This is a genomic window from Bradyrhizobium sp. CFUWI (genome assembly GCF_056429085.1).
Genome location: NZ_JBWJZE010000005.1, coordinates 114244 through 130746, shown reverse-complemented (window position 1 = coordinate 130746; position 16503 = coordinate 114244). Strand labels below are relative to the sequence as shown.

Genomic DNA, 16503 nt, shown 5'->3' with positions numbered 1-16503 from the left:
GGACGGTGCGGCAACGCACAACACTGATAAATCAGGATTAGGACTGCTGAATGGTTGATACCAAGACCCCTGGCGACAAGAAGCTGAGCGTTCCGAGCAAGACGCTATCGCTCAAGCCGCGCGTCGAAACGGGCACTGTGCGCCAGAGCTTCAGCCATGGCCGCAGCAAGCAGGTCGTGGTCGAGAAGCGCGGCAAGCGCCGCATCGACGGTACCCCCGAGCCGCAGGCTGCCGAGGTGGCGAAGCCCGCGCCGGCCGCGCCCACGCCCGCCCCGTCGCGCCCCGCGCCGCCGCGCAACGCCGGCTCCGGCGTGGTGCTGCGCACGCTGACCGAGGACGAACGCTCCGCCCGCGCCAGCGCGCTGGCCGATGCCAAGGTGCGCGAAGTCGAAGAGCGCCGTCAGGCCGAGGAAGAGGCCCAGCGCCGCGCGGTCCGCGAAGCCGCCGAACGCGCCGAGCGCGAGGCCGCCGAATCCCGCCGCAAGGCCGAGGAAGAGCGCCACCGCCACGAGGACGAGGCCAAGCGCAAGGCCGAGACCGAGGCCAAGAAGCGTTTCGGCGAAGGCGAGCAGCCGCAATCCGCGCCGCGCGCCGCGGTGGCGGCCCCGGCCGCTGCAACATCGCGGCCCGGAGCGCCCGCAGCGCGAACCGGAACCGCGACGGCACGCCCGGGAACGACGACAGCGCGCCCTGGAACCAGCACGCCGCGACCGGCCGGCGGACCTTTGGGTCGCGCACCCGCGGTCGCAGCCGGACCCGACGAGGACGATGGTCCGCGCCAGATCCGTCGCGGTCCCGGCGGCGCCGCGCGTCCTGCCGCGGCCCCCAAGACCACCCACAAGCCCGGCCCGCAGAAAGAGCGCGGCCGCCTGACGGTCGTCACCGCGCTCAACGCCGACGAAGTCCGCGAGCGCTCGATCGCCTCGTTCCGCCGCCGCACCCAGCGCCTGAAGGGCCACGCCTCGAACGAGCCCAAGGAGAAGCTGATCCGCGAGGTGGTCATCCCGGAAGCGATCACCATCCAGGAACTCGCCAACCGCATGGCCGAACGCGCGGTCGACGTCATCCGCATGCTGATGAAGCAGGGCGCGATGCATAAGATCACCGACGTGATCGACGCCGACACCGCGCAGCTGATCGCGGAGGAGCTGGGTCACACCGTCAAGCGCGTTGCCGCCTCCGACGTCGAAGAGGGCCTGTTCGACCAGGTCGACGATTCCACCGACACCGAGACGCGCTCGCCCGTGGTGACCGTGATGGGTCACGTCGACCACGGCAAGACCTCGCTGCTCGATGCGCTCCGTCACGCCAACGTCGTCTCCGGCGAAGCCGGCGGCATCACCCAGCATATCGGCGCCTATCAGGTGGTATCGCCCGAGAGCGGCAAGAAGATCACCTTCATCGACACGCCCGGCCACGCCGCGTTCACCGCGATGCGCGCCCGCGGCGCCAAGGTCACCGACATCGTCGTGCTGGTGGTCGCGGCCGACGACGGCGTGATGCCGCAGACGGTCGAAGCCATCAATCACGCCAAGGCCGCGCGCGTGCCGATCATCGTTGCCATCAACAAGATCGATAAGCCCGACGCCAAGCCCGAGCGCGTGCGCACCGAGCTGCTCCAGCACGAGGTGCAGGTCGAATCCTTCGGCGGCGACGTCGTCGATGTCGAGGTGTCCGCCAAGAACAAGACCAATCTCGACAAGCTGCTCGAGATGATCGCGCTCCAGGCCGACATCCTCGACCTCAAGACCAATTCGGAACGGCCGGCCGAGGGCACCGTGATCGAGGCCAAGCTCGACCGCGGCCGCGGCCCGGTCGCGACCGTGCTGGTCCAGCGCGGCACGCTCCGCGTCGGCGACATCATCGTCGCGGGCGCCGAGATGGGCCGCGTCCGCGCGCTGATCTCCGATCAGGGCGAGACCGTGCAGGAAGCAGGTCCGTCGGTGCCGGTCGAAGTGCTCGGCTTTAACGGTCCGCCGGAAGCCGGCGACCGTCTCGCCGTGGTCGAGAACGAAGCCCGCGCCCGCCAGGTCACCAGCTACCGCGCGCACCAGAAGCGCGAGAACGCGGCGGCCTCGATCTCCGGCATGCGCGGCTCGCTCGAGCAGATGATGTCGCAATTGAAGACCGCGGGCCGCAAGGAATTCCCGCTGATCATCAAGGCCGACGTGCAGGGCTCGCTGGAAGCGATCCTCGGCTCGCTGGAGAAGCTCGGCACCGACGAAGTCGCAGCCCGCATCCTGCATGCCGGCGTCGGCGGTATCTCGGAATCCGACGTGACGCTGGCCGAAGGCTTCAACGCCGCGATCATCGGCTTCTCGGTTCGTGCCAACAAGGAAGCCGCTGCGGCCGCCAAGCGCAACGGCATCGAGATCCGCTACTACAACATCATCTACGATCTCGTGGACGACGTGAAGAAGGCGATGAGCGGCCTGCTCGCGCCTACCTTGCGCGAAACCATGCTCGGCAATGCCGCGATCCTGGAGATCTTCAACATCTCCAAGGTCGGCAAGGTCGCAGGCTGCCGCGTCACCGACGGTACCGTGGAACGCGGCGCCAATGTGCGCCTGATCCGCGATAACGTCGTCGTGCACGAGGGCAAGCTCTCGACGCTGAAGCGCTTCAAGGACGAAGTGAAGGAAGTCCAGTCCGGTCAGGAATGCGGCATGGCCTTCGAGAACTACCACGACATGCGTGCCGGTGACGTGATCGAGTGTTACCGCGTGGAGACGATCCAGCGCTCCCTGTAAGTCCAAATCTTACCGAAGCGCCCGGATCTTTTTGAGCTGAAATTGCGGGAGTGCGATTGCCGGATTTTTTCCGGCCATCCACCCCTCTTCGTTTCAACAGGACAAGTGACAATGCCCGTGTCCCGAACACGGGCATGACGAGGTGATTTCGAGAATGCCACGCCATCATCAGAAAAAGAGTTCCTCACCCGGCGGTGGCTCGCAACGTCAGTTGCGCGTCGGCGAGCAGGTTCGCCACGCGATGGCCGATATTCTGGCGCAAGGCAATGTGCATGATGCGGATCTCGAGGGTCACATCATCACCGTGCCGGAGGTGCGGATGTCGCCCGACCTGAAGCTCGCGACGGTCTACGTGATGCCGCTCGGTGGCCGCGACACCGAGATCGTCCTCGCTGCGCTCGCACGCAACAAGAAGTTCCTGCGCGGCGAGGTCGCGCGGCGCGTTAACCTGAAATTTGCACCCGACATTCGCTTCCGCGTCGACGAACGATTCGACGAAGCGGAACGGATCGAGAAGCTTTTGCGAACACCTGCGGTGCAAAAGGACCTCGAACAGGACTTGGAACAGGATCCGGAGACGGATCGGGAAGAAGAACGATGACGATGGACCCGGCTCACGACACGATCAGCGGCGAACAGGCCGATCAGCGCGACGTGCAGAAAAATAATTTCGCGGAGATGGACGGCAATTCGGAGCCGCATCACGAGCCGCGCCGCGTCAACAACGATCCGCGCGCCAAGCAGCAGAAGGGCAACCAGGTCCGCCGCGACCGGCGCGACGTCCACGGCTGGGTCGTGCTCGACAAGCCGATCGGCATGACCTCGACGCAGGCGGTTGCGGTGCTCAAGCGCCTGTTCAACGCCAAGCGCGCCGGACACGCCGGCACGCTCGATCCGCTCGCCTCGGGCGGGCTGCCGATCGCGCTCGGGGAGGCCACCAAGACCGTTCCCTTCGTCATGGACGGCCGCAAGCGCTACCAGTTCACAGTGTGCTGGGGCGAGGAGCGCGACACCGACGACATCGAGGGCCGGGTGACCGCGACATCCGAGCAGCGTCCGACCCGGGAGGCCATTCTGGCCCTGCTGCCCCGCTTCACCGGGGTGATCGAGCAGATCCCGCCGCGCTATTCCGCGATCAAGGTCCAGGGCGAGCGCGCCTACGACCTTGCCCGCGACGGCGAGGTCGTGGAGCTGGCCCCCCGCCCGGTCGAGATTCACCATTTAACCCTTGTGGATCAACCGGATAACGACCACGCCGTGTTCGAGGCCGAATGCGGCAAGGGCACCTATGTCCGGGCGCTGGCCCGCGATATGGGCCGGATTCTCGGCACTTTTGGCCATATCTGCGCGCTCAGGCGGACCCTGGTCGGCCCATTTGGCGAAAACGACATGATTCCGCTGGATCAGTTGGAGGCTTTGTGCGATAGAGCCGCGTCCGGCGAGGGCAGCCTCGCCGACGCGCTTTTGCCCGTTGAGACCGCGCTGGACGACATCCCGGCACTGGCCGTCACTCGGGCTGATGCGGCAAGGCTCCATCGGGGCCAGGCCGTTTTGTTGCGCGGACGGGATGCGCCCACTTGTAGCGGCACAGTCTATGTCACGGTGGCAGGCCGGCTTCTCGCGCTTGCTGAAGTCGGCAATGGCGAAATCATCCCCAAGCGTGTGTTCAACCTGACCGGCCTGACTGCCAGCCCCGGTCGCAACGAGAGAAATTGACGATGTCGATTGCCGCAGAACGCAAAGCGGAAGTCATCAAGACGAATGCCACCAAAGCCGGCGACACCGGCTCGCCCGAGGTTCAGGTCGCAATCCTGTCGGAACGCATCAACAACCTCACCAGCCATTTCAAGACCCACGTGAAGGACAACCATTCGCGTCGCGGCCTGTTGAAGCTGGTCTCGACCCGCCGCTCGCTTCTCGACTACCTCAAGAAGAAGGACGAGGCGCGGTACAAGGCGCTGCTCGAGAAGCACAACATTCGTCGTTAAGAGTTCCTGCGCGCGCCACCGGCGCGCGTTTTCGCACGCGGTTTCGAACGAAGGCGCTTATTTTAAGCTTTTTGATCGAGGCTGCGCGCGCGTCGGATGCGGGCCGTTGACGGCCGGCATCCGGGGCATGAAGGGCGAAGACCGAAGGTTCGGTGTTCGCGTTCGTGCCGACTGACAGTCCAGCAGCAATCCGGCGGCTGGGCACAACGGGCAAGGCGCCCGTATGACCCGAAAGGATGGACGCCATCCGAAATCCAAAAACCATGGCAGGATCGCAGGACGCTGATCATCCGCTCCGATCAGCGTCCCGCAATCTTGCGCATGGTTTTTGTTTTTCGAGAGCCGTCCCCTCTTTCGAGAAACCATGAAAGAAGACCTCTATGTTCAATAAGCATTCAGTCGAGATCGACTGGGGCGGACGCCCTCTCAAGCTTGAAACCGGCAAGATCGCCCGCCAGGCCGATGGCGCCGTCGTCGCCACCTATGGCGAGACCGTGGTGCTTGCCACCGTCGTCGCGGCGAAGGCGCCGCGCGAAGGCGTCGACTTCCTGCCGCTGACCGTCGACTACCAGGAAAAGACCTACGCTGCGGGCCGCATTCCCGGCGGCTATTTCAAGCGCGAGGGCCGTCCGACCGAGAAGGAAACGCTGGTCTCCCGCCTGATCGACCGTCCGATCCGCCCGCTGTTCGTCGATGGCTGGCGCAACGAGACCCAGGTGATCGCCACCGTGCTGTCGCACGACATGGAGAACGATCCCGATATCGTCGCGCTGGTGGCCTCGTCCGCTGCGCTGACCCTGTCCGGCGCTCCGTTCAAGGGCCCGATCGGCGCGGCCCGCGTCGGCTTCGTCAACGACGAATATGTACTCAACCCGACGCTCGACGAGATGGTCGACACCCAGCTCGACCTCGTCGTCGCCGGCACCGCCGACGCCGTTCTGATGGTGGAATCGGAAGCCAAGGAACTGAACGAAGACATCATGCTCGGCGCGGTGATGTTCGGTCACCGCCACTTCCAGCCGGTGATCAACGCCATCATCGAGCTGGCCGAGAAGGCCGCCAAGGAGCCGCGCGAAGTCACCGTCATCGACAACGCCGCGCTCGAGAAGGAAATGCTCGGCCTCGTCGAGCAGGAGCTGCGCGCCGCCTATGCCATTCCGGTCAAGCAGGATCGCTACGCCGCGGTCGGCAAGGTCAAGGAAAAGGTGATCGCGCACTACTTCCCCGAAGGGCAGGAGCCGAAATACGACAAGCTGCGTATCGGCGCCGTGTTCAAGGAACTCGAAGCCAAGATCGTTCGCTGGAACATCCTCGACACCGGCAAGCGCATCGACGGTCGCGACAGCAAGACCGTGCGCAACATCGTCGCCGAAGTCGGCGTGCTGCCCCGCGCCCACGGCTCGGCGCTGTTCACCCGCGGCGAGACCCAGGGCCTGGTCGTCACCACGCTCGGCACCGGCGAAGACGAGCAGTACATCGACGCGCTGTCCGGAACGTACAAGGAAACGTTCCTGCTGCACTACAACTTCCCTCCCTACTCGGTCGGTGAGACCGGCCGCCTCGGCGGCACCAAGCGGCGCGAGATCGGCCACGGCAAGCTGGCCTGGCGCGCGATCCACCCGGTGCTGCCGCCGCATCACGAGTTCCCCTACACGATCCGCGTGGTCTCGGAGATCACCGAGTCGAACGGCTCGTCCTCGATGGCCTCGGTCTGCGGCGCCTCGCTGGCGCTGATGGACGCCGGCGTGCCGTTGAAGCGGCCGACCGCGGGCATCGCGATGGGCCTGATCCTCGAAGACAAGCGCTTCGCGGTTCTCTCCGACATCCTCGGTGACGAAGACCATCTCGGCGACATGGACTTCAAGGTGGCCGGCACGGAAGCGGGCATCACCTCGCTCCAGATGGACATCAAGATCGAGGGCATCACCGAAGAGATCATGAAGGTGGCGCTCGGCCAGGCCAAGGAAGGTCGTATTCACATCCTCGGCGAGATGGCGAAGGCGCTCACCAACGCGCGCGCCGAGCTCGGCGAGTACGCGCCTCGCATCGAGACCTTCAAGATCGCCACCGACAAGATCCGCGAAGTGATCGGCACCGGCGGCAAGGTGATCCGCGAGATCGTCGAGAAGACCGGCGCCAAGGTCAACATCGAGGACGACGGCACCGTGAAGGTCGCTTCCAGCGACGGCGAGGCGATGAAGGCCGCGATCAAGTGGATCAAGTCGATCGCGTCCGATCCGGAAGTCGGCCAGATCTACGACGGCACCGTGGTCAAGGTGATGGAGTTCGGCGCGTTCGTGAACTTCTTCGGCTCCAAGGACGGCCTCGTTCACATCAGCCAGCTCGCGGCCAACCGCGTGCAGAAGACCTCCGACGTCGTCAAGGAAGGCGACAAGGTCAAGGTCAAGCTGCTCGGCTTCGACGATCGCGGCAAGACCCGCCTGTCGATGAAGGTGGTCGACCAGACCACCGGCGAAGACCTTGAGGGCAAGGGCGGCGAGGGCGAGAAGGCCCCGCGCGAAGCCGCCGGCGAGTAAGTCTGCTACTTATCGAAAACACGAAGGGCGGCCGAAAGGCCGCCCTTTTTGTTTTGTGCTCGCTCCGGGCGATCTGCGCCCCCTCTCCCGCTTGCGGGAGAGGGTCGGGGAGAGGGCTGCTTCCTCAGAGAGATTCCCAACGAGGTGAGAGCCCTCACCCGGTGCTTCGCACCGACCTCTCCCGCAAGCGGGAGAGGTGTACCGGCCTCACGCCACGATGTCGTAGCGGTCGAGGTTCATCACCTTGGTCCAGGCCTTGGCGAAGTCCTGCACGAACTTCTGCTTCGCATCCGAGGTCGCGTAGACCTCGGCGAAGGCGCGGAGCTGAGAGTGCGCGCCGAAGATCAGATCGACGCGCGTGCCGGTCCACTTCACCGCATTGGTCTTGCGGTCGCGTGCTTCGTAGCTGCCGTCGGCGACCGGCGTCCACTGCGCGCTCATGTCGAGCAGGTTGACGAAGAAGTCGTTGCTGAGCGTTCCCACCTTCGACGTGAGGACGCCATGCTTCGAACCGTTCGCATTGGCACCGAGCACACGCAGGCCGCCGACCAGCACGGTCATCTCCGGACCGGTCAGCCTCAGGAGCTGTGCACGATCGACCAGTGCCTCTTCCTGTTGCATGAACTGATGCCGCTTGCCGATGTAGTTGCGGAAGCCATCGGCCCGCGGCTCGAGCGGTGCGAAAGATTCCACATCGGTCTGCTCCTGCGAAGCATCCATGCGGCCCGGCGTGAAGCCGACCTTGACGTCGACGCCGGCATCCTTCGCGGCCTTCTCGACCGCAGCGGTGCCGCCGAGGACGATGAGGTCCGCCAGCGAGACCTTCTTCGCGCCCGACGAGGCGTTGAAGTCCTTCTGGATCGCCTCCAGCTTGCCGAGCACCTTCGACAGCTGCGCCGGTTCGTTCACCTCCCAGTCCTTCTGCGGAGCCAGGCGAATGCGCGCGCCGTTGGCGCCGCCGCGCTTGTCCGAGCCGCGGAACGTCGAGGCCGACGCCCAGGCGGTCGAGACCAGCTCGGACACCGACAAGCCCGATGCCAGGATCTTGCTCTTCAGCGCGGCGATGTCCTGCTCGCTGACCAGCTCGTGGTTCACCGCCGGAATCGGGTCCTGCCAGATCAGCGTCTCCTTCGGCACCAGCGGGCCGAGATAGCGCTGGATCGGTCCCATGTCGCGATGGGTGAGCTTGAACCAGGCGCGGGCGAAGGCGTCCGCGAACTGATCCGGGTGCTCCAGGAAGCGGCGCGAGATCTTCTCATAGGCGGGATCGAAGCGCAGCGAGAGGTCGGTCGTCAGCATCGTCGGCCGATGCTTCTTCGACTTGTCGAAAGCATCGGGAATGATCGCGTCGGCCCCCTTGGCCGTCCACTGCTGCGCACCACCCGGGCTCTTGGTCAGCTCCCATTCGAAATTGAACAGGTTCTCGAAGAAGTTGTTGCTCCACTTCGTCGGCGTCGTCGTCCATGTCACCTCGAGACCGCTGGTGATGGCATCGCCCGCGAGACCCGACGCGTGCTTGCTCTTCCAGCCGAGGCCCTGATCCTCCAGCGCGCCCGCTTCCGGCTCCGGTCCAACCAGCGAGGGATCGCCCGCGCCGTGGGTCTTGCCGAAGCTGTGGCCGCCGGCGATCAGCGCGACGGTCTCCTCGTCGTTCATCGCCATGCGGGCGAAGGTCTCGCGGATGTCCTTGGCCGCTGCGACCGGATCCGGCTTGCCGTTGGGGCCTTCCGGATTGACGTAGATGAGGCCCATCTGCACCGCGCCGAGCGGCTCGGCGAGCTGGCGTTCGCCGCTGTAGCGCTCGTCGCCGAGCCAGGTGCCCTCGGGCCCCCAATACAGCTCTTCCGGCTCCCAGACGTCGGCACGGCCGCCGGCGAAACCGAAGGTCTTGAAGCCCATCGATTCCAGCGCGACGTTGCCGGCGAGCACCATCAGATCGGCCCAGGAGAGCTTGCGGCCATATTTCTGCTTGATCGGCCACAGCAGACGGCGCGCCTTGTCGAGATTGGCGTTGTCGGGCCAGCTGTTGAGCGGTGCAAAGCGCTGCTGTCCGGCGCCGGCGCCACCGCGGCCGTCGGTGATGCGATAGGTGCCCGCGCTATGCCAGGCCATGCGGATCATGAGGCCGCCATAATGACCGAAATCGGCCGGCCACCATTCCTGCGAATCCGTCATCAGCGCGGTCAGGTCCTTGATCACCGCGTTGAGATCGAGCGACTTGAACTCCTTGGCGTAATCGAAGTCCTTCCCCATCGGATCGGACTTGTCGGAATTCTTGTGCAGCACCTCGATATTGAGCTGCGTCGGCCACCAGTCGCGGTTCACGCGCGTGGGTTTTCCGCCCGAAAACGGGCACTTCGAAGTGTCGTCCATGAATACCTCCTCTGGTGGCGTCGAACTCGCGCCTTTGACCAGGTAGAACCACTCTAAGCGTCGCGTTCGATCAGGGGAAGTTGACTTTAATGATCGCTGCAATAAGATTTGCTGATGCTGAACGTGACGCTCCGCCAGCTCCGGTATTTCGATGCGCTGGCGCGTCATGGCCATTTCGGCCGCGCGGCCGAGGCCTGCTCCATCTCGCAGCCGGCCTTGTCGATGCAGATCAAGGAGTTGGAGGAGGCGCTGGGCGGGCTGCTGCTGGAGCGCAGCGCGCGCCAGGTGGCGCTGACGCGGTTCGGCGAGGAGCTCTCCCAGCGCGTCCGCGACATCCTGCGCTCGGTCGATGAGCTCGGCGATTTCGCCCGCGCATCGCAGGACCGGTTTGCCGGCCGCTTGCGCATCGGCATGATCCCGACCATCGCGCCTTACCTCCTGCCGACGATCACCAAGAATCTCACGCGCCTGCATCCGGAGCTCGATATCCGCGTGCGCGAGACCATGACGCCGCGGCTGATCCAGGAGCTGGTGGAGGGGCGGCTCGACACCGCCATCGTCGCATTGCCGGTTTCGGAGCCCTCGCTCACCGAGGTCGCCCTGTTCGAGGAAAAATTCCTGCTGGTCCGGCCGGGCTCCGACGAGGGCACACCGGCCCCCTCGCGCGAGATGATGCGCGAGATGCGGCTGTTGCTGCTCGAAGAGGGTCACTGCTTCCGCGATCAGGCGCTGTCGTTCTGCAACATGCAGTCGGCGCCGCCGCGCGAGATGCTCGATGCCAATTCGCTGTCGACGCTGGTGCAGATGGTCAGCGCCGGCATCGGCGTGACACTGATCCCGGAGATGGCGGTGCCGGTGGAGACGCGATCGGCCTCGGTCTCGCTCGCGCGCTTCCGCGATCCGCAGCCGTCCCGCACCATCGGCATGGTCTGGCGCAAGACCAGCCCGCTGGCCCGGCAGCTGCTGCAGATTTCCGAGGTGGTGTGCCTGTCGGCCGGCAAGGTGCGGGCGCGGCAATCCGTGCGCAGCCAGAGAGCCTAGCGTCCGATGTCGCCTCCGCTCATCCGTCCCGCCGGCGCAGACGAATACGATGAGGTCGGCCGCGTCTGGATGGACAGCTGGGTCTCGACCGGGCTCGGCGAGGCCAGCGACTTCCTGCTGGCAAACCTGCGCGCGCGGATCCGGCGCGAGATCGAGGACGGCTGGAGCCTGTTCGTCGCCGACGATCGCGGCACCATCGCCGCCATGCTGGCGCTGCATGTGCCGAGGCGCTATCTCGACATGCTCTTCGTCGCGCCCGCCTATCAGGGCCAATCGCTCGGCCGGCAATTGCTCGCCTTCACCCGCACGCAAATGCCGGATGAGATGTATCTGCGTTGCGTCCGCGAGAACGAAAAAGCCTGGCGCTGGTACGAGCGCGAAGGTTTTGTGTTCGAGAAGGAAGAGATCGAGCCGTCAAACGGATTCACGATGAAATATTATCGGTGGAAGAAGGCAGATTGAAACCCCGCGCTACACTTGCGGGCGCGGCTTGCACGCTCTAGTTTTGCAACTCTCGCATTCTCAACCGCTCATTCCCCGATCATGTTACGTTTCGCCGTCGCCGTCGTCCTCGCTTCATCGTGCCTGACTGCCACTGGATGGGCCGAGGTCCCCACATCGGCGGCTCCTGGCGCGCCTGTCAAACCGGCTGTCAAGAAACCCTCCCCCAAGCCAAATGCAGCGAAGGCCAATGCGGCCACGAAGCAACCGGCAGCGATCGAGATCGGCCCTTGCCGCCTAGGCGTCATTTCGGCGATCGGCGGTCGGTTCTCGGTCGAGAAGTTCGGCCTCACGGTGTTCGAGACCGAATTCAACGAGATTCCGATCGACGATTGGAGCCTTGACGACATCCCGCTGGCGCGTGTGCGCGCCGTACGCGGCGCTGATCCGTCGATCAGGAAGATCAGCTACCCCAAGGGAGCGTTCGAGCCATTCTACAATCCGAGATCCAGGCTCTTTCCGGATCCGAGCGAGCGTTTACCGGCCATCGTTCGCAATATCACCGCCAATGCAAATTGCGACCGCTATCTCGTGGTAACGAGGTACAAGACCGAATTGCAAGGCTCCAGCCTCGTTCTGGACGGCATCGGCGCCTACAGCCGGGGCCTCGGCTCTTTCGCCAGACATTCGCATTTGTTCGCCAATGTTGCGGTCAACCTGATTGACGGCAGGAGCTATGAGCCGATCAATCGGCATTTCGCGAATTTCGGCTCCAATCTCGCCGAGAGCATGAGGCTGACGGAAGATCCGATCACCAAGCTCGACAATTCGCAGTTTCCCGATCCTCCTGCCACCGCGGCGGGCAATACAACGTTGCGAGAAAGGACCCGCGCGCTCGTTGCGGCGAGGCTCGACCGGACTCTCCCCGGCTATCTCAAGGAAGATTAAGCGCCTCGCCGCCGCGGCCCAGTCGACGAAGATGTCGCAAGGCATCACCTCCACGCATTGGGACTTGTACGTTGCGGATTCGCGGCGGAAAGGCGATGAATGAGCCTTGTCGCGCTTCACGTTGAGGAGGTTCCTCCCCATGATCAAGCTCTATTGGTCGCCCCGCTCGCGCTCGTTCACGACGCTCTGGCTGATGGAGGAGAGCGGCCTGCCCTATGAGCGGGTGCTGACCGACATCTCGACCGGCGCGCAGAAGGCGCCGGACTATTTGAAGATCAATCCGATGGGCAAGGTGCCGGCTCTAACCGATGGCGATGCCGCGCTCGGCGAAGCCGCGGCGATCTGCGCCTATGTTGCCGACCGCTATCCAGAGACGAAGCTTGCGCCAGGGGTGACCGATCCGCGCCGCGCGCGCTATCTGCAATGGCTGTTCTTCTCGCCGGGCTGCATCGAGCCCGCCATCATCCAGATCTTCACCAAGATCGAGATCCCGACCTCGACCGCGGCCTGGGGCAGCGCCACGCAGGTGTTCGACGTGCTGGAAGCCGCGCTCGCCAAAGGGCCGTGGATTCTGGGCGAGGACTTTTCCGCGGCCGACATCGTGGTCGGCTCGGGCCTGAACTTCGCGGTGCGCCAGTTCAAGATGGTGCCGACGCGCCCCGCCTTCGATGCCTATCTGGCGCGCTGCACCGCACGGCCGGCGTTCCAGCGCGCGGAGAAGATCGCGGCGGGGTGAGACCGCGCGCTTGGAGAGCGCGCCTTTGTCCGCGCTATGAAACTTGCTCGAAGCTACTCCGCGGACTTCAAATCGTCGGGCCGCGGCATCAGCACGATGTTGTAGCCGGAATCGACATAGTGGATCTCGCCGGTAACGCCGCCGGACAGATCCGACAGCAGGTACAGCGCCGAGCCGCCGAGCTCGTCGAGCGTGACGCCGCGGCGGAGCGGCGAATGCTTCTGCATGAAGGCGAACATCGCACGCGCCTCGCCGATGCCCGAGCCCGCGAGCGTGCGGATCGGACCTGCGGAGATCGCGTTGACGCGGATGCCGCGCGGTCCGAAATCCGAGGCGAGATAGCGCACCGAGGCTTCCAGCGCCGCCTTGGCGACGCCCATCACGTTGTAGTTCGGCATCGCGCGCTCCGAGGCGCCGAAGGTCAGCGTGATCATGCTGCCGCCCTCGGTCATCAGCTCGGCGGCGCGCTTTGCGACCTCCGTGAACGAGAAGCAGGAGATCACCATCGTGCGCGAAAAGTTCTCGCGGCTGGTGTCGGCGTAGCGGCCCTTCAATTCGTTCTTGTCGGCGAAGCCGATCGCGTGGATGACGAAATCGAGCTTGCCCCATTTTTCGCGAAGCACGGCGAAGGCGGCATCGACGCTGGCGATGTCCTCGACGTCGCAAGGCAGCACCAGATCGACACCGAGCTGCTCCGCCAGCGGCTTGACGCGCTTGCCCAGCGCCTCGCCCTGGAAGGTGAAGGCGAGCTCGGCACCGTGGGCATGCAGCGTCTTCGCCATGCCCCAGGCGATCGAATGATCATTGGCGATGCCCATGATCAGACCGCGCTTGCCTTTCATCAGACCTTCCATTGCGAAATTACTCTCCGCTCTTCGTCATGCCTGGGCTTGTCCCGGGCATCCACGCCCTTTGCAGCCAGAACGTAAGACGTGGATGGCCGGGACAGGCCCGGCCATGACGAGAAATCACGAACGCGTCGACGACGTCGTCACACATCCATCCGGCTGAACACCAGCGTGGCGTTGGTGCCGCCGAAGCCGAAGGAGTTCGACAGCACGGTGCCGACCTTGACGTTGTCGATGCGCTTGCGCACGATCGGCATGTCGGCAAACACGGGATCGAGCTCCTGGATGTGGGCGCTCTCGCAGATGAAGCCGTTGTTCATCATCAGCAGCGAGTAGATCGCCTCCTGCACGCCGGTGGCGCCCAGCGAGTGGCCGGTCAGCGCCTTGGTCGCCGAGATCGGCGGGCACTTCTCGCCGCTGCCGAACACCCGACGAAGCGCGTCGATCTCCGGAGGATCGCCGGCCGGCGTCGAGGTCGCATGCGGATTGATGTAGTCGACCTTGGTCTTCACCGTCGACATCGCCATGCGCATGCAGCGCTCGGCACCTTCGCCCGACGGGGCCACCATGTCGTAACCGTCCGAGGTCGCGCCGTAGCCGACGATCTCGCCGTAGATGCGGGCGCCGCGCGCCTTGGCATGCTCGAGCTCTTCCAGCACCAGCACGCCGGCACCGCCGGCGATGACGAAGCCGTCGCGGTTGACGTCGTAGGGACGCGAGGCCGTGGCGGGCGTGTCGTTGTACTTCGAGGACATCGCGCCCATGGCGTCGAACAGCACCGACAGCGACCAGTCCAGCTCCTCGCAGCCGCCGGCGAAGATGACGTCCTGCTTGCCGATCTGGATCGTCTCATAGGCGTTGCCGACGCAATGATTCGACGTCGCGCAGGCCGATGAGATCGAGTAGTTCACGCCCTTGATCTTGAACCAGGTCGCAAGCGTCGCGGAGGCCGTGGACGACATCGCCTTCGGCACTGCAAACGGTCCGACGCGCTTCGGTCCCTTGGTGCGGGTGATGTCGGCGGCCTCGACGATGGTGCGGGCGGACGGGCCGCCGGAGCCCATGATGATGCCGGTGCGGATGTTGGAGACTTCGTCCGGCGACAGTCCGGAATCCTGGATCGCCTGCTCCATCGCGATGTGATTCCACGCCGCGCCCTGACCGAGGAAACGCATGGCGCGGCGGTCGACCACCGTCGCAGGATCCAGCGTCGGTGCGCCCTGCACCTGCGAACGGAAGCCGAGCTCGGCATATTTCTCAGCCCGAGAAATGCCCGATTTCGCCTCGTGAAGGCTCGCAAGCACTTCCTGGGTGTTGTTTCCGATCGACGAGACGATGCCCATCCCGGTGACCACAACCCGCCTCATGACAGCCTCGCCCTGCTCGTTGTCTTCTCGTTCTCTTCGTGGTGATGCGCTCAGCCCAGGCTCGTGCCCTGCTTGAACAGGCCGACCTTCAGGTCCTTGGCGCGATAAATAATCTGCTCGTCGACCGAAAGCCACCCGTCGGCAATACCGAGCACCAGCTTTGAACGCATCACGCGTTTGATATCGACGTTGTACACAACCTTGCGCGCCTCGGGCAGCACCTGGCCGCTGAACTTCAGCTCGTTCAAGCCGAGCGCGCGGCCGCGACCTTCACCCCCGGTCCAGCCCAGATAGAAGCCGACCATTTGCCACAGCGCATCGAGGCCGAGGCAGCCGGGCATCACCGGATCGTTCTTGAAGTGGCAGCCGAAGAACCACAGATCTGGCTTCACATCGAGCTCGGCGCGCACCAGCCCCTTGCCGAACTCGCCGCCATTGTCGTTGATCTCGGTGATGCGGTCGAACATCAGCATCGGCGGCAACGGCAGCTGGGCATTGCCCGGGCCGAACATCTCGCCGCGGGCACAGGCCAGCAGATCTTCGTATTCGTAACCATTGCGCCTGTTCAGCATGCACGAGCCTCTGTTTGAATTCCGATTGAGCGGCGTTTTTTGGCGAAATGGGCCCCGTCGGTCGGAGAGCAACGCCAATTGCCACCGTCAGGCGCGGCTCCCGCATGCCCCGGATGGACTGTCTGCCGGGCCTCCATGCCCGGCTGCGCCAAAATCGGCTAAGCGGAACCGCGCGCTCTCTAACACAGGCTAATCGGGTGGCAAAGTGCATCCATGAAGGTAAAATGACGCGATCCCGGCGCGGTTCCAAGGCTGATTAGAACCTCTCTAGTTGCGAGAAACTTGCATCTGCATCTTTCTATTCTTATATTGCAGAGACATATTGTTCACGCGTGCCCGAAATCTGGAAATGAACGAGAACACCGCGTCCCATCACGACGACGACGTCCACGCCGCGGCCCTCTTGTCCGGCCGTCAGCCGGCTTTGACCGGCTGCCCCTGGCACGACGTCAATGAAATGCTCCAGTCTGCCGGGCTGCGTCCGACGCGCCAGCGCATGGCGCTGGGCTGGCTGTTGTTCGGCAAGGGCGCACGCCACCTGACGGCTGAAATGCTCTACGAGGAAGCGACGCTGGCCAAGGTTCCGGTGTCGTTGGCAACCGTCTACAACACGTTGAACCAGCTCACCGATGCCGGTCTGCTCCGCCAGGTCAGCGTCGACGGCACCAAGACCTATTTCGACACCAACGTCACCACCCACCACCATTACTACCTCGAGAACAGCCATGAGCTGGTCGACATCGAGGATCCGCATCTGGCGCTGTCCAAGATGCCGGAGGTGCCGGAGGGTTACGAGATCTCCCGCATCGACATGGTCGTGCGCCTGCGCAAGAAGCGCTGAACCGGTCCTACATCGCTGATGTGATCGTCATGGCCGGACTTGTCCCGCCTGCGCGGCCGAA

The 16503-nt window shown here is 64.5% G+C and carries 14 protein-coding genes; 10 read left to right on the top strand and 4 right to left on the bottom strand.

From position 1 onward, the window contains the following. Positions 1-50: 50 nt before the first annotated feature. The 5 genes from infB to pnp all read left to right on the top strand — a co-directional run bounded on the left by infB (position 51) and on the right by pnp (position 7275). Positions 51-2750 (top strand): translation initiation factor IF-2, encoded by a 2700-nt coding sequence (infB, locus tag AC066S_RS13240; protein WP_135170049.1) that lies wholly within the window; start codon positions 51-53, stop codon positions 2748-2750. Between the two features lie 154 nt (positions 2751-2904). Beyond that, positions 2905-3351, top strand: a complete 447-nt coding sequence (gene rbfA / locus AC066S_RS13235; RefSeq protein WP_478269890.1) for a 30S ribosome-binding factor RbfA — start codon at positions 2905-2907, stop codon at positions 3349-3351. Next, entirely contained in the window at positions 3348-4466 is a 1119-nt protein-coding gene (gene truB, locus AC066S_RS13230; protein ID WP_164718520.1) for a tRNA pseudouridine(55) synthase TruB, read from the top strand. Before rbfA ends, truB begins: the two co-directional genes overlap by 4 nt. A 2-nt stretch (positions 4467-4468) precedes the next feature. Next, positions 4469-4738: a 30S ribosomal protein S15 gene (rpsO, locus tag AC066S_RS13225; RefSeq protein ID WP_028133641.1), complete on the top strand. Its 270-nt coding sequence runs from the start codon at positions 4469-4471 to the stop codon at positions 4736-4738. 380 nt (positions 4739-5118) lie between these two features. Next, complete coding sequence (gene pnp, locus AC066S_RS13220; protein WP_126257003.1) at positions 5119-7275, top strand: polyribonucleotide nucleotidyltransferase; 2157 nt, start codon at positions 5119-5121, stop codon at positions 7273-7275. A 207-nt stretch (positions 7276-7482) separates the two neighbouring features. Here the strand turns inward: pnp and katG are convergent, their stop codons facing one another. Beyond that, complete coding sequence (gene katG, locus AC066S_RS13215; protein ID WP_478269889.1) at positions 7483-9648, bottom strand: catalase/peroxidase HPI; 2166 nt, start codon at positions 9646-9648, stop codon at positions 7483-7485. A 114-nt stretch (positions 9649-9762) separates the two neighbouring features. On the opposite strand from katG, the gene AC066S_RS13210 reads away from it, so the two are divergent. From AC066S_RS13210 to AC066S_RS13195, 4 genes are all read left to right on the top strand, one after another. Then, the gene (locus AC066S_RS13210) at positions 9763-10689 is read left to right on the top strand and encodes a hydrogen peroxide-inducible genes activator (protein ID WP_375158175.1); all 927 of its coding nucleotides are present in this window, start codon (positions 9763-9765) and stop codon (positions 10687-10689) included. 6 nt (positions 10690-10695) lie between these two features. Continuing rightward, positions 10696-11151: a GNAT family N-acetyltransferase gene (locus tag AC066S_RS13205; protein WP_478269888.1), complete on the top strand. Its 456-nt coding sequence runs from the start codon at positions 10696-10698 to the stop codon at positions 11149-11151. Positions 11152-11484: 333 nt separating this feature from the next. Further along, positions 11485-12078, top strand: a complete 594-nt coding sequence (locus tag AC066S_RS13200) for a hypothetical protein (RefSeq protein WP_478269887.1) — start codon at positions 11485-11487, stop codon at positions 12076-12078. 139 nt (positions 12079-12217) lie between these two features. Next, positions 12218-12814: a glutathione S-transferase family protein gene (locus AC066S_RS13195; protein WP_478269886.1), complete on the top strand. Its 597-nt coding sequence runs from the start codon at positions 12218-12220 to the stop codon at positions 12812-12814. Between the two features lie 53 nt (positions 12815-12867). On the opposite strand, the gene fabI is transcribed toward AC066S_RS13195, so the two are convergent. The 3 genes from fabI to fabA form a co-directional block, all read right to left on the bottom strand. Further along, positions 12868-13668 (bottom strand): enoyl-ACP reductase FabI, encoded by an 801-nt coding sequence (fabI, locus tag AC066S_RS13190; RefSeq protein WP_126256998.1) that lies wholly within the window; start codon positions 13666-13668, stop codon positions 12868-12870. Positions 13669-13805: 137 nt separating this feature from the next. Beyond that, positions 13806-15029 (bottom strand): beta-ketoacyl-ACP synthase I, encoded by a 1224-nt coding sequence (gene fabB / locus AC066S_RS13185; protein WP_126256997.1) that lies wholly within the window; start codon positions 15027-15029, stop codon positions 13806-13808. Between the two features lie 50 nt (positions 15030-15079). After that, entirely contained in the window at positions 15080-15601 is a 522-nt protein-coding gene (gene fabA, locus AC066S_RS13180; protein ID WP_135163633.1) for a bifunctional 3-hydroxydecanoyl-ACP dehydratase/trans-2-decenoyl-ACP isomerase, read from the bottom strand. 349 nt (positions 15602-15950) lie between these two features. On the opposite strand from fabA, the gene irrA reads away from it, so the two are divergent. Beyond that, entirely contained in the window at positions 15951-16442 is a 492-nt protein-coding gene (gene irrA / locus AC066S_RS13175) for an iron response transcriptional regulator IrrA (RefSeq protein WP_126256996.1), read from the top strand. Positions 16443-16503: the final 61 nt, after the last annotated feature.

Bases quoted from the DNA above. Each gene is read 5' to 3' on its own strand.
- irrA (WP_126256996.1), top strand. From the start codon at position 15,951: ATGAACGAGAACACCGCGTCCCATCACGACGACGACGTCCACGCCGCG.
- AC066S_RS13205 (WP_478269888.1), top strand. From the start codon at position 10,696: ATGTCGCCTCCGCTCATCCGTCCCGCCGGCGCAGACGAATACGATGAG.
- truB (WP_164718520.1), top strand. From the start codon at position 3,348: ATGACGATGGACCCGGCTCACGACACGATCAGCGGCGAACAGGCCGAT.
- rbfA (WP_478269890.1), top strand. From the start codon at position 2,905: ATGCCACGCCATCATCAGAAAAAGAGTTCCTCACCCGGCGGTGGCTCG.
- infB (WP_135170049.1), top strand. From the start codon at position 51: ATGGTTGATACCAAGACCCCTGGCGACAAGAAGCTGAGCGTTCCGAGC.
- fabB (WP_126256997.1), bottom strand. From the start codon at position 15,029: ATGAGGCGGGTTGTGGTCACCGGGATGGGCATCGTCTCGTCGATCGGA.
- pnp (WP_126257003.1), top strand. From the start codon at position 5,119: ATGTTCAATAAGCATTCAGTCGAGATCGACTGGGGCGGACGCCCTCTC.
- fabA (WP_135163633.1), bottom strand. From the start codon at position 15,601: ATGCTGAACAGGCGCAATGGTTACGAATACGAAGATCTGCTGGCCTGT.
- AC066S_RS13210 (WP_375158175.1), top strand. From the start codon at position 9,763: ATGCTGAACGTGACGCTCCGCCAGCTCCGGTATTTCGATGCGCTGGCG.
- rpsO (WP_028133641.1), top strand. From the start codon at position 4,469: ATGTCGATTGCCGCAGAACGCAAAGCGGAAGTCATCAAGACGAATGCC.
- fabI (WP_126256998.1), bottom strand. From the start codon at position 13,668: ATGGAAGGTCTGATGAAAGGCAAGCGCGGTCTGATCATGGGCATCGCC.
- katG (WP_478269889.1), bottom strand. From the start codon at position 9,648: ATGGACGACACTTCGAAGTGCCCGTTTTCGGGCGGAAAACCCACGCGC.
- AC066S_RS13195 (WP_478269886.1), top strand. From the start codon at position 12,218: ATGATCAAGCTCTATTGGTCGCCCCGCTCGCGCTCGTTCACGACGCTC.